The organism is Candidatus Leptofilum sp. (assembly GCF_965223525.1).
GTDB lineage: Bacteria > Chloroflexota > Anaerolineae > Promineifilales > Promineifilaceae > Leptofilum.
Genome location: NZ_CBDCWX010000004.1, coordinates 464892 through 477399, shown reverse-complemented (window position 1 = coordinate 477399; position 12508 = coordinate 464892). Strand labels below are relative to the sequence as shown.

Here is a 12508-nt window from a genome sequence, read left to right as displayed (position 1 = left end):
TTAAACATTGTGCAACCCGTTGGCGTAAATGCGATTCACATACCAATCTACCTCCGCTTCTAGCCCGTCGGCAAGCTGGGTGTGAGGTGCGTAGCCTAGCAGTTCTCGCGCTTTGCCAATGTTGGCACAGGTGTGTAGCTGGTCGCCAGGCCGCTTGGGGCGGATGTCCAGTTTAGCCTTTTTACCCATGATTTCCTCAATAAGGCCAATACCTTGCCCCGTAGTCATCTCCACATCGCTGCCCAGGTTGATAATTTCACCAATCACATTTTCAGGTCGCTCTAGTACAGACACAAAGCCTTCGATGATGTCACCCACAAACGTGTAGCTGCGCGAATGATTTTCGCTGCCTTCAAACAGGGGGAACGGCGTATCGGTAAGGATGCTGCGGATGAGTTTGGGATACAGCTTCTCTGGCCGCTCACGCGGGCCGTAAACAGAAAATATCCGCAGCGAACAGGCGGGGAAGCCTTTTTCACGATGGGCTGCCAGTGCCAACTGCTCGGCAGCCAGCTTGGTGACGCCGTAGTACGAGGTTGGTTTGGGGGGTTCGGTTTCGGGGTCATAGGCGTGACGGCCGTATACCGACGACGTAGACACGTTCACAAAACAGCGCAGAGACTTCTGCTGCTGGCAAGCCGTTAGTAGCCTGTCGGCCACTACCACATTGTTCCTCATATAATCCGCCAGCGACACCGTGGCCGAAATGCCCGGCTGCCCCGCCAAATGAAACACAAATTCCACATCTGCCAATAAAGATGAGAGATCATCCTCAGCCAAATCCAAGCGATGCAGCGTTACCCCCGCTGCCGCAATATCTTCCGCATTGGCTTGTTTAAGCTGCGCCGAGTAGTAATTGGCAAAGTTGTCAATCCCAACAACCTCATGCCCCTGTTTCACCAACGCTTCAGCTAAATGGGAACCGATAAAGCCAGCAGCCCCTGTTACAGCAATTTTCATTAATTTCCTCCAAAATGGTTACATTTTTTACTGAGTGTACGAGGATACGTAACTTGCACCGCACCGACAACGAGACGATCTACCTATTTTATTTTAAAGATACGCTACTCTTCCCCTTCAAGGTACATTTTTAAGGCAACCGCGTGGTTGTGCTGCACATCTTTGGCAGCAAAAAGCAGCGTTATTTTGCCGCTGGTCGCTTTCTGAAACAGCTCTGTCACCACCTGCGGGTTTGCATCGAGTTCAGCAAAGTAACGCTCTAGAAAATCGTCCCAGCGAGTTGGATCGTGACCAAACCATTTGCGGAGACGGGAAGAGGGGGAAATATCACCCAGCCATAAATCAAGCTGGGCATCTTCCTTCCTAATGCCGCGCGGCCAGAGGCGGTCTACCAGCACACGAAAGCCGTCATGGGAGTCGGGCGTATCGTAAATGCGCTTGATTTGAAAAGTAATCTCGTCGTCATTCATTTGGACAGAAACTCATGTGGATAGGCTGCGGAACGGTTCTGAAACTGCAAAATATCCTCATTTTGAATCACGCCATTTTCAATCTCGATAGCGCGGCGAATGGTTTCATTTTCGCGCCAGGCATCTGGCCCATTCATCACCACCTCAATGTACGGCAAGAGCGCAAAGCTAATTTCATACGTGGCTGAGCGCCAAAGGTATGATGGCGAGTGATCAACTGCGTAATAAGTAATGCCATTCCCAACCGCAAAGATAGGATCGGCAAAAGATGTGGGTTTGGCAAAATCAAAGCCCATGCCAGCATCGCAGCTTACATCCACAATGAGGGAGCCTGGCCGAAAACGATCAATCTCATCCCCCTGCACAAACATCAACGGCCGATTTGGATTTTGCAAAATACAGTTCACCACAATGTCAAAATCAGCCAGCACCTCAGCGATTGACTCTGTTTGATCATCCTGCACTACCAAAACGTCCCCCGCATCTGAGAGCGTGTATTCCCAATAGGTGACGCCGGGCATTTGGGCCACAATTGCTAACTGATGCCGATAAGTGATGACGGTAATATCATGATACCCTTGGCTGCGTAACGCATGAATGGCACCTCGGCTGGTGGAGCCAAAGCTGATCACCGCTGCCCGCTTTGGTGGGCCGTACAAGCCCGTCATGCCATTGAGCTGCAAAGCGTGAAGGACGCTGCAATAGCCGGCCAGCTCATTGTTCTTCTGAAAAACGTGTGCCTGCCAGATATCGTTGCGCCAAATGTTCATCGCTTCCCAAGCAATCATGGTGAGTCGCTTGTCTATGCCTGCTTGCGTGATGGCTGGCCCTTGTACGCAATGGGGCCAGCCCCACAAAATCTGCCCCTCACGAAAGGAGGGTAGATCTGCCTCGGTTGGTTTGGGCAGCAAAATAATGTCGCAATGCTCAAACAGCGCCTCGCGGGGCATCAATCCGGCCACCTGCTTCTCCAGTTCGACATCTGTGACGTTGAAGCGGGTGCCATACCCGGTCTCCATAAAAATGCGCTGCCGCAGGCCAGGGTCAATTTGCCCTAAATGAACCGGATCAAGCGGGGCGCGTTGTTCGTTTTCCTTGTTGGCCGTGCCGATGACGCCCATGGTTAGCTGTTTGTCAGACATTGCTCGTCTCCTCTGGAAATTATGAATTAGGAAGGATGAATTATGAATTGATGTTACGCAGCGTAGATTTTAAAAGTCTCGGTTTACTCTGGTGCTGAACGAATCATCAAGAAGACTTTTGGAATCTTTTCCCGATAAATGATAGCTGCATAATTGAAATTTTGCCTACCCGATCATTTAGCTAGCCAGCTGCGCTGCCAGGGCTTCTGGCGTATTTACTGGCTGCTGGCAAACGAAGTGGCGGCAGACGTAGGCGGTAGCTTTGTCCTCCAAACGTTGGCGCTCGGTGAGGAGGGGGATTTGGCTGCTAGCTTCCCCAGCAGCCACCATGAGGTTGGGGCGGAAGGCGGCAAAGGTGGTGTGGATGAGTGCCTGGGTGTCTGGCGCAGCCGGGTCACCGATGATGGCCACTTCTTTGGGCTGGCTGGTAATGAAAACGGCCGTACACAACCAATGAGCAAATGCATTCGGATGTTGCACCATCGCGCCGTAGAGGGAGGAAACGGCCGTTTCGGCCACGTCCCAATAGTTCTGATTCCCCAAATACAAACTGAGCTTGAGCAGCACCTGCGCCGCCATGGCGTTGGCGCTGGGCACGGCGTTGTCCTGCAAATCTTTGGGGCGGTGGATGAGGGCTTCGTGGTCGTCGGAGGTATCAAAAAAGCCGCCATGATCGGCGTCGTAAAAGTGGGTTCGCATCATCTCTGCCAGCTCGTGTGCCCAGGTGAACCATTGCTCATCGAAGGTGGTTTGGTAAAGTGCCAGCAGCCCATCGGCCAGGTAGGCATAATCTTCGAGGTAGCCGTTGTATTTTGCTTCTGAGCCAGATTTCCAGGTGCGTAGCAGACGGCCGTCCCCTGTTCGCATGGTTTTGTAGAGGAATTGGGCGTTGCGGACGGCCGTTTCCGTGTAGTCTGGCCGATTCAAGACACGCCCAGCCTCGGCAAAGGTTGCCAGCATGAGGCCGTTCCAGGCGGTTAGCACCTTGTCATCCAGCCCTGGCCAAATGCGTTGGGCACGGATATCGTATAGTTTTTGCTTGGCGGCAGCCAGTCGCTCCGCTGCCTCTTTTTCGCTCATTTTGGCTGCCCAGGCCACCTCATCCAGCTCTTTTTGGATGTTGAGAATATTGGTTCCTTCCCAGTTGCCCGTCTCGGTAACGCCGTAGTAAAGTTTGAAAAGCTCAGCGTCTTCACCCAGATACCCTTCAATTTCTGGGGCAGACCAGGTGTAAAATTTACCCTCTTCACCTTCGCTGTCGGCGTCGTAGCTGCTGTAGAAGCCACCAGCTTCGTGGCGCAGTTCGCGCACTACAAAATCCAGCGTTTCCTCGGCGATGCGACGATAGAGCGGCTCCTCGGTCACTTGGTAGGCGTGCAGGTAAACGCGAGCCAGCAGGGCGTTGTCGTACAGCATCTTTTCAAAGTGGGGAACAAGCCAATGAATATCTGTAGAGTAGCGGGCGAAGCCGCCGCCAAGCTGGTCGTACATGCCCCCGTAGGCCATCTTTTTGAGCGTGGTCTCGGCCATGTGCAGGGTGCGGCTATCTTTGTGCAGCACAAAGCTTTGCAGCAAATATTCCACTGTCATCGAAGGGGGAAATTTCGGTGCGCCGCCAAAGCCGCCGCGCTCGTGGTCAAACGTTTGGGCTAATGCGGCCGTTGCTTTGCCAAACATGCCTGGGGTTAGCACATCTTCTTCGCCCGTGAGAACGGCCGTTCGCCTTAAATGTTTGGTGATGTCCCCCGCGCTTTGCAAAATCTCTTGCCGCTTGGTTTGCCAGGCATTGATGATGCCTTGCATGAGCTGGATAAAGCTGGGCATCCCATACCGTGGTGCGGGTGGAAAGTAAGTACCGCCGTAAAACGGCTGGCCATCGGGTGTCAGGAAAACCGTCATCGGCCAGCCGCCCTGCCCTGTCATGGCCACCACGGCCTGCATGTAAATGGCGTCCAGGTCGGGGCGTTCTTCCCGGTCTACCTTCACGTTGACAAAATGTTTGTTCATGAAAGCGGCCGTTGTCGGGTCTTCAAACGATTCATGGGCCATGACATGGCACCAGTGGCAGGCGGCGTAGCCAATACTAAGCAATATTGGCTTATCTTCGTGCCTGGCTCTGTGCAACGCTTCCTCGTCCCAGGAATACCAATCAACAGGATTATCAACGTGTTGCAGCAAGTATGGGCTACTTTCTTGCGCTAATTTGTTGGGCATAAATCTCCTTCACAAGATAGGTGACTGGCACTGGTCAAACCATTCGACAGGTGCATCATCTAAAACCAGTGCCAGTCACCTCGGATTTTGACAATTAACCATTTACCATTAACAATTAACGATTCATGCAAACCACAGAAAATATCTTAAAAACTAACGGATAATTTCGCTGTGGTTTGCTCAAGTAAAAGCCAACTATCCGCTCAATCTAATTCAAGATATTTGTTGGCTTTTACACAAAAAACATTCTCTGGATGATACAACAAGAACGGATGACACGAAACAAGCTGTATTCACGACTGGCATTTATCGGCCTCCTTCTCATTACGCTCTCAATCTATTATCCGCCGTTTGACTGGGCGTTTGTAGGCGATGACTATGTGCAATTTGATTATATCAAGACGGCCGTTGCCAATCCCCTAGAATATTTTTCTCTCTTCAACCCTTATGCCACAAACTGGTATTATCGGCCGCTGCAACTGGTGTGGTTGGGTGCATTAGAGGCGGTTTTTCACTTTTTGCCCAACGGCTATTATTGGGTGGCACTGCTGTTTCATGCTTTGACGGTTTCGGCGGTTTATCGTGTAGCGCAACAGCTAAAAATTGGGTCGGTTACGGCTGTTCTCGTCGCCACACTTTTTGCCATTCATAGCCATTGGGTGGATGTGGTGAGCTGGTTGAGCAGCATTGCCATTGTGCTGGCGGCACTCTTTTCTTTGCTGGCGGTGAGTGCGTGGTTACGGTATTTGCAACGGCCGTCCAACCGCCACCTTCTACTCACCCTCCTCTTCTGCCTGCTCACCTTTTGGTCTCATGAAGAAAGCATATTGCTGCCACCATTTTTGTTTCTGCTACTGTTGGCAGAGAGATCGAAGATTGGAGACTGGAGATTAAACGTTCGCGGCGTAATCTCTAATCTCCAATCTCTACTCTCCCAAAAAGAACTTTTCGCCTTCGTTGGCCTCGCTCTGTTCACCGTAGTTTACATCATCATCATGTTCACTCGCCCCAACCTCACCGTGGACATTGGCAGCCGAGAAACGGCCGAATGGTTCACATATTTTACCTGGACTGAGCTATCCCAATTTGTCGCCGTCACCGCATACCGGTTTACTTACCTCACAAATTTATTGAATCTGGGTGGAACGGCCGTTTCCTTGTTTGCAATGGCCATGATTGGGCTGCTGGGCATCTGGTTTTGGCGGGGAAATGGCACCGTACGGCTGGGGCTGGCGTGGCTATTGCTGCATCTGGCTTTTATCTATTTGGCGCTGTGGACGCAGTTACCGGAACTGTACGCGGGGCGGCACATTTATCAGGGCATAATTGGACTGATACTGGCTATCGGTGCCACGTTTGAGATGATTTTGGCTCACTTTTTTTCACTACGGAGAACCCAGAGAAAAGAGAAAAAGATGAACCAGTCGCGGTGGGTTATGGGAATGGCAGTGGTGATGGTTACGGCCGTATCTCTTTACCATCTTAGCCACATCCGCCAAATCCAACAGAAATGGCTGGCAAACGTCACGGAAGAAGCGGAAGCGCGTGCCCAACTTGCGGAACTGTTCCCCACTATCTCATCAGATGATCATTTCTTTGCCGTGCGGTTCCCCATTGCGCCACAATTTACGCGCACGGTGGTACAGCTTTGGTACGATACGCCGCTAGAGCGACCCGGTGGCACTCTGTCACAACTACGCCTCACAGACCGGGCCGACCCCACGTTTAAGGTGCTGGATTATCAGGATGGGCAAGTTTACAATCTGATGCCATCGCTGCAACAGTATGAAGAAACGATTTTTTTGTGGACACAGGCGGGGCAGCAAGTTTGGCGGGATGAGGATGGGAGCGAAACGGCCGTATCCGACCCCGCCGCCGTCACCAGCCTTGCGGTTTACCGCGCCCCAAACGGCAGCCAGCTAGCATTGAGCATGAAGCCGCAAAATAATTGGTGGTTGTCGCACAAAATTGACCTGACGCTGCCGGGAAATAGTGAATTGCATACGGCCGTCTTGCCCACACCGGGCCTGCAATACCGTATTCGGCTTGTTACCAGCAGCGGTGAAGAACAAATATTGTATGAATCTGGCGACGCTGTGGGAACCGGGTGGCAGCCTGTGAAAATACCGCTGGCACTTTTCTCGGATACGGCCGTCTCGCTCTATTTTGAACTGTTCGGGGAAAATTTAGCGGAAGACGCCACTGCTTACTGGGCGAATCCTCGTCTGGTGCGTGGAGAACTGAGTAATTAGTAATTTAGCAATTTTCATTCACAATTCACAATTCCATCTGTAAGCCTTCACGCAGCGATTTTACAAACCGAACGGCCGCATCCACCTTGTCCTCCGCCGCATTCACCGCGTTAATGAGCGCACTGCCAATAATGACGCCATCAGCCAGTTCCCCAACCTTTGCCGCCTGGGTGGGATTGCTAATGCCAAAACCAACTGCTAGGGGAACGGCCGTCTTCTCGCGCACACGCTGCACAAAATCCGCCAAATCCATCTGCATCTTGCTGCGCGCCCCCGTCACGCCCGTCACGCTCAACAGGTAAATGAACCCACGCGCTTGCGCCGTCACCATCTGGATGCGGCTGGGGTTGCTGGTGGGTGCCAAAAATGGAATCAAGGCCAGGCCAGCCTCGGCAGCTTTGCTATCCAGCGATTCCGCTTCTTCCGGCGGCAAATCTGGCACGATGAAACCATCCGCACCCGCATCTGCCGCATCGCGCACGTACTTTTCTTCGCCATAGGCCAAAATTGGGTTCACGTACCCCATCAGCATGATTGGCGTTTGTACGCCGCGCTGGCGCAGCTCCCGAACCATTGCCAGGCAGCTTGCCGTTGTTGTGCCATTTTCCAGCGAAATCTGGGTGCTGTGCTGCACGGTTGGCCCGTCTGCCAGCGGGTCGCTGAACGGCACGCCCAGCTCCAGCAAATCGCTGTACGGTGCAATCGCCTCGATGATGTCTAGCGACGTTGCGGCGTCTGGGTAGCCCAATGTGAAGTACGGCATGAGTGCGGCCGTTTGCTTTTGTTTGGCGTGGCTAAAAGCGGCCGTAATGCGTTCTGTTCCAGATTTTGTCATCGTCTTACCCTGGTAGCCGCAGATTCTTTCTGCGCTTTGGTACGCAGGAAAAATCCATGATTACAGATTAGGAATTGTGTAAAGACGGCAAGTATATAATGCCAGCAGCAACTGGGCGAGTGGAAAAGTGCCATTGACGCCACCACGTTTCAGAGATACAAAAGAAAAAATGGAAACAAAAATTCTTGTTGTCGAAGACGACAATACCTTACTAGAAATGCTGGAATACAACCTGAGCCGCCAAGGTTATCATGTTGTGACGGCCAAGAACGGCCGTTCCGCCCTCACCTTTGCCCGCCAGGAAAAACCAGACCTTATTGTGCTGGATGTGATGCTGCCGGGAATAGATGGCTTTGAAGTGTGCCGCATTTTACGCAAGGAATTTAGTTTCCCCATCCTCATGCTCACCGCCCGCACCGAAGAAGTAGATAAAATCGTAGGGTTAGAAATGGGCGCAGACGATTATCTTACCAAACCATTCAGCATGAGAGAGCTGATGGCCAGGGTAAAAGCATTATTGCGCCGTGTAGACCTCATCCGCGAAGCACTAAACAGCCAAACAAACGGCAACGCCGATGCCAACCTGGAAGCACCCATCCCGCTGCTAACCTTTGGCAATTTAGAAATAGACCAAAATCGGCGTGAGGTGCGCCTGAATGATAAACCGTTGCGCCTCAAGCCCAAGGAGTTTGATCTCATTTTGTTCCTTGCACGCCATCAGGGCATTGCCCTCTCGCGCGATCTCATTTTGGAGCGCGTCTGGGGCTGGACGTATGACGGCAACAGCCGCACGGTGGATGTCCACGTCCGCTGGCTGCGCGAAAAAATCGAAGAAGACCCCAGCAACGCTCGCCGCATCCTCACCGTGCGCGGCATCGGCTACCGTTTCGACGGCTAACTTCCGGTAATCGGTATTCGGTAACCAGTAATCGGTAAACCCAGCCGATTACCGTTCACGGATTACCGTTTACCGCTCACGGTTTACCGAAAATGTTCCCCCAAATTCGCTGGCGTATCGCAATTTCATATCTCATTTTGGTGACGGTTGTCATGGCTGGGCTGGCAAGTTACCTTTCTCGGCCAGGGTGCTTGGGTGACGCTGGCTGTGTGCGGCAGGGGGTTTCGGTTACGGCCGTTATCCTACTCATCATGGCAGCGGCAATTGCCTTTCCGGTAGCGGCACGCACCACCAGACCTGTGCGCCACCTCACCTCGGTCATTCGTCGCATCACCGAGGGCGAATGGGAAGCTCGCGTATTGCCCCAGACGCGAGACGAAATGGGGGAACTCATTTTAGCCTTCAATGACATGATTGATGCCCTGCGGCAGCAGCATTTAGCGCTACTGGAAGAAAACGGGCAGTTCGACACGGTGCTCAACTACATGGCCGATGGGGTGCTCATCACCGACACCGCTGGCCGCGTTCGGTTGATTAACCCGGCGGCCAGCAAGCTGTTTTCGCTCTCAGAAAAATCTGCGCTTCAACGCACCTTTGCCGAGGCGGTGCGCCACCATCAGCTCATAGATTTGTGGCAAGCATGCCAGCAAAGCGGGGAAGAGGTAACGGCCGCTGTGGAAATGGGGCGCGTCTTTTTGCAAGTCATTATTACCCCGTTCAAAGAAGGCTGGGCAGAAGGATATTTGGTCATTCTGCAAGATTTAACCACCATGCGGCATTTACAAACGGTGCGGCGCGACTTTATCAGCAATGTGTCTCATGAGCTACGCACGCCGCTGGCTTCTTTGCGGGTCATCATCGAAACCTTGCAAGAAAACGCCTACGACGACCCAGAAACGGCCGTTCACTTTCTGGATCGTGCTGCTGGCGAAATTGATGTGCTCACCCAAATGGTGCAGGAATTGCTGGAGCTATCCCGCATCGAATCGGGTCAGGTGCCGCTGCGGTTGAAAGCAACGGCCGTTGCCGACCTGCTGTTGGTGCCAATGGATCGCTTAAAACACCAAGCGGAGCGAGCAAATTTGCATCTTATTTTGGATTTACCCGCTGCGCTGCCACTGGTGCTGGCCGACCCGACCCGCATTCACCAAGTCGTCTCCAATTTACTGCACAACGCCATCAAATTCACCCCAGACGGGGGCAAGATTACGCTAAAAGCCAATGTAGAAACCGAAAAAAATGAGGTTGTTGTTACTATTCAAGACAGCGGCATCGGTATTGCCAAAGAGGAATTGGAGCGTATTTTTGAACGCTTCTACAAATCTGACCGCGCCAGAACCCGCAGCCTGGGGGGAACCGGGTTGGGATTGGCTATTTCACGCCACGTTGTGCAGGCGCATAACGGCCGAATCTGGGTCAAAAGTAAAGAACACAAAGGCAGCTCTTTTTATTTCACGTTACCCATCAGCAGCTAACCAATTTGCACAAAAAACGCACAAATTACCTGTGCATTTTATAAGGTTATGTCAACTTTTAACAGAACCTTTACCCAACCATAGCTAAACGTTAACCGATCCCCACTGCCCCAACAAAATACGTCTGCTAAACTCCCAATTAAGTTCTTTTACTTTCTGGCAAAATGTGCAAACCGTGTAGGTTTGCGCTTTGTTTTTGCCAATCTTATTGGGAAATTTAGGAGAAGAAAAACATGCGAAACAAACTTTTTGCAATTCTGGCGATTTTCGCCCTACTTCTGGTAGCTTGCGGTGGCGGGGAAGCCGATACCACAGAGCCAGAAACCATCACCGAAACCGTGCAGGTTGAGGTAACCCGCGTTGTAACCGAAACCGAGACAGTTACCGAAACCGTGACTGAAACGGTTACAGAAACCGTTGTTGAGACAGTTGAAGTATTGGCACTACCCGCCGTAGACCCGCTGGCCGTAAGCGGCGACATCGTCATTGCCGGCAGTTCCACCGTCTTCCCCCTGGCCGAGCGCATGATTGAGCGTTGGCAGGACGAGGGCGGCCCCGCTGGCACTTACGACTCCATCGGCTCTGGTGCTGGCTTTGAACGTTTCTGTGTCGCTGGCGAATCTGACATCTCAGGGGCTAGCCGCGCTATCAAGGATTCTGAAATCGAATCCTGCCAAGCCATTGGCCGCGACCCCATCGAGTTCCGCATTGGCACCGATGCACTGGCCGTAACGGTTAGCTCTGAAAACGACTTTGTTACCAACCTGAGCCTGGAGCAGCTTGCCATGGCTTTCAGCACGGCCGAAACTTGGGCAGATGTTGACCCCAGCTTCCCGGCCGAACCCATTCAGCGTTTCATCCCCGGCACCGACTCTGGTACCTTCGACTTCTTCGTGGAAGAGGTTTTTGATGAAGATGAAGGCCCCATTTTGGCGGCCAGCAACACCCAGCTTTCTGAAGATGACAACGTGCTGGTTCAAGGTATCCAGGGCAGCCCCTACGCTATCGGCTTCTTTGGCTACGCTTACTACCAAGAAAATGCTGCTGCGCTCAATATCCTCAACATTGAAGGCATTGAAGCCAACGCTGCCAATGTTGATAATGGTTCTTACCCGCTGGGACGGCCGTTGTTCATGTACTCCGATGCCACCATCATGGCTGAGAAACCACAGGTTGCCGCTTTCCTCAACTTTGTTCTCACCTTTGTGAATGAAGAGGTTGTGGATGTTGGCTACTTCCCGGCCAGTACGGCCGCTCTGAATGCAGCCAAAGAAGGTTGGGCAGGCGCACAAGGTGTGGCAGTTGGCGGTGGTGCTTCCGCTGGCGTTATCTTGCCCGCCGTAGACCCACTGGCTGTAAGTGGCGACCTGGTCATTGCCGGTAGCTCCACCGTCTTTCCGCTGGCCGAACGCATGATTGAGCGTTGGCAGGACGAGGGTGGCCCCGCTGGCACCTACGACTCTATCGGCTCTGGGGCTGGTTTTGAACGCTTCTGCGTCGCTGGCGAATCCGACATCTCTGGCGCCAGCCGCGCCATTAAAGATTCCGAGATCGAATCTTGCCAAGCCATTGGCCGCGACCCCATCGAGTTCCGCATTGGCACCGATGCACTGGCCGTGACCGTCAGCGCAGACAACGATTTCCTTACGGAACTATCGCTAGAACAGTTAGCCATGGCCTTTAGTACCGCAGAAACCTGGGCCGACATTGACCCCAGCTACCCAGCCGAGCCTATCCAACGCTTCATCCCCGGCACCGATTCTGGTACCTTCGACTTCTTCGTGGAAGAGGTTTTTGATGAAGATGAGGGCCCCATCCTGGCCGCCAGCAACACCCAGCTTTCTGAAGATGACAACGTGCTGGTTCAGGGCATTCAGGGCAGCCCCTACGCTATCGGCTTCTTTGGCTACGCCTACTACCAGGAAAATGCTGCTGCGCTCAATATCCTCAACATCGAGGGGATTGAAGCGAACGCCGCCAACGTTGACAATGGCTCTTACCCACTGGGACGGCCGTTGTTCATGTACTCCGATGCCACCATCATGGCTGAGAAACCGCAGGTTGCTGCTTTCCTCAACTTCGTGCTCACTTACGTGAATGAAGAAGTGGTAGACGTCGGTTACTTCCCAGCGAGTGAAGATGCCTTGAACTCGGCAAAACTCGGTTGGCTGAACGCAAATAACTAATTCCAGACCTTACAATTTAGCGCGATGTGGCTCCAAAACGAGCCACATCGCGCTAAAGCAAAAAGGATGGGATTAG

General features: G+C 52.7%; 9 protein-coding genes. 4 read left to right on the top strand and 5 right to left on the bottom strand.

What is annotated here, in order from left to right; translation table 11 throughout:
• The 4 genes from ACOQPM_RS02255 to ACOQPM_RS02240 all read right to left on the bottom strand — a co-directional run bounded on the left by ACOQPM_RS02255 (position 1) and on the right by ACOQPM_RS02240 (position 4786).
• A complete protein-coding gene (locus ACOQPM_RS02255) occupies positions 1 to 960 on the bottom strand; it encodes an NAD-dependent epimerase/dehydratase family protein (RefSeq protein ID WP_420627599.1) in 960 nt (319 codons plus the stop codon).
• 104 nt (positions 961 to 1064) lie between these two features.
• Positions 1065 to 1430: a DUF488 domain-containing protein gene (locus tag ACOQPM_RS02250; RefSeq protein WP_420627598.1), complete on the bottom strand. Its 366-nt coding sequence runs from the start codon at positions 1428 to 1430 to the stop codon at positions 1065 to 1067.
• Positions 1427 to 2572, bottom strand: coding sequence for a N(5)-(carboxyethyl)ornithine synthase (locus ACOQPM_RS02245; protein WP_420627597.1), 1146 nt, complete (start codon positions 2570 to 2572; stop codon positions 1427 to 1429). Before ACOQPM_RS02245 ends, ACOQPM_RS02250 begins: the two co-directional genes overlap by 4 nt.
• Positions 2573 to 2749: 177 nt before the next feature.
• Positions 2750 to 4786, bottom strand: a complete 2037-nt coding sequence (locus tag ACOQPM_RS02240; RefSeq protein WP_420627596.1) for a thioredoxin domain-containing protein — start codon at positions 4784 to 4786, stop codon at positions 2750 to 2752.
• Between the two features lie 272 nt (positions 4787 to 5058).
• On the opposite strand from ACOQPM_RS02240, the gene ACOQPM_RS02235 reads away from it, so the two are divergent.
• Positions 5059 to 7038: a hypothetical protein gene (locus tag ACOQPM_RS02235; RefSeq protein ID WP_420627595.1), complete on the top strand. Its 1980-nt coding sequence runs from the start codon at positions 5059 to 5061 to the stop codon at positions 7036 to 7038.
• A 25-nt stretch (positions 7039 to 7063) separates the two neighbouring features.
• Here the strand turns inward: ACOQPM_RS02235 and trpA are convergent, their stop codons facing one another.
• A complete protein-coding gene (gene trpA / locus ACOQPM_RS02230; protein ID WP_420627594.1) occupies positions 7064 to 7873 on the bottom strand; it encodes a tryptophan synthase subunit alpha in 810 nt (269 codons plus the stop codon).
• A gap of 169 nt (positions 7874 to 8042) precedes the next feature.
• On the opposite strand from trpA, the gene ACOQPM_RS02225 reads away from it, so the two are divergent.
• The 3 genes from ACOQPM_RS02225 to ACOQPM_RS02215 all read left to right on the top strand — a co-directional run bounded on the left by ACOQPM_RS02225 (position 8043) and on the right by ACOQPM_RS02215 (position 12432).
• Positions 8043 to 8771, top strand: coding sequence for a response regulator (locus ACOQPM_RS02225; RefSeq protein WP_420627593.1), 729 nt, complete (start codon positions 8043 to 8045; stop codon positions 8769 to 8771).
• Between the two features lie 92 nt (positions 8772 to 8863).
• A complete protein-coding gene (locus ACOQPM_RS02220) occupies positions 8864 to 10246 on the top strand; it encodes an ATP-binding protein (protein WP_420627592.1) in 1383 nt (460 codons plus the stop codon).
• 233 nt (positions 10247 to 10479) lie between these two features.
• Positions 10480 to 12432: a PstS family phosphate ABC transporter substrate-binding protein gene (locus ACOQPM_RS02215; protein ID WP_420627591.1), complete on the top strand. Its 1953-nt coding sequence runs from the start codon at positions 10480 to 10482 to the stop codon at positions 12430 to 12432.
• Positions 12433 to 12508 lie beyond the last annotated feature (76 nt).

What these genes read in the sequence shown, in the direction of transcription:
- ACOQPM_RS02215 (WP_420627591.1), top strand. Translation starts at nt 10,480, where the DNA reads ATGCGAAACAAACTTTTTGCAATTCTGGCGATTTTCGCCCTACTTCTG.
- ACOQPM_RS02240 (WP_420627596.1), bottom strand. Translation starts at nt 4,786, where the DNA reads ATGCCCAACAAATTAGCGCAAGAAAGTAGCCCATACTTGCTGCAACAC.
- ACOQPM_RS02225 (WP_420627593.1), top strand. Translation starts at nt 8,043, where the DNA reads ATGGAAACAAAAATTCTTGTTGTCGAAGACGACAATACCTTACTAGAA.
- ACOQPM_RS02235 (WP_420627595.1), top strand. Translation starts at nt 5,059, where the DNA reads ATGACACGAAACAAGCTGTATTCACGACTGGCATTTATCGGCCTCCTT.
- ACOQPM_RS02220 (WP_420627592.1), top strand. Translation starts at nt 8,864, where the DNA reads ATGTTCCCCCAAATTCGCTGGCGTATCGCAATTTCATATCTCATTTTG.
- ACOQPM_RS02250 (WP_420627598.1), bottom strand. Translation starts at nt 1,430, where the DNA reads ATGAATGACGACGAGATTACTTTTCAAATCAAGCGCATTTACGATACG.
- trpA (WP_420627594.1), bottom strand. Translation starts at nt 7,873, where the DNA reads ATGACAAAATCTGGAACAGAACGCATTACGGCCGCTTTTAGCCACGCC.
- ACOQPM_RS02255 (WP_420627599.1), bottom strand. Translation starts at nt 960, where the DNA reads ATGAAAATTGCTGTAACAGGGGCTGCTGGCTTTATCGGTTCCCATTTA.
- ACOQPM_RS02245 (WP_420627597.1), bottom strand. Translation starts at nt 2,572, where the DNA reads ATGTCTGACAAACAGCTAACCATGGGCGTCATCGGCACGGCCAACAAG.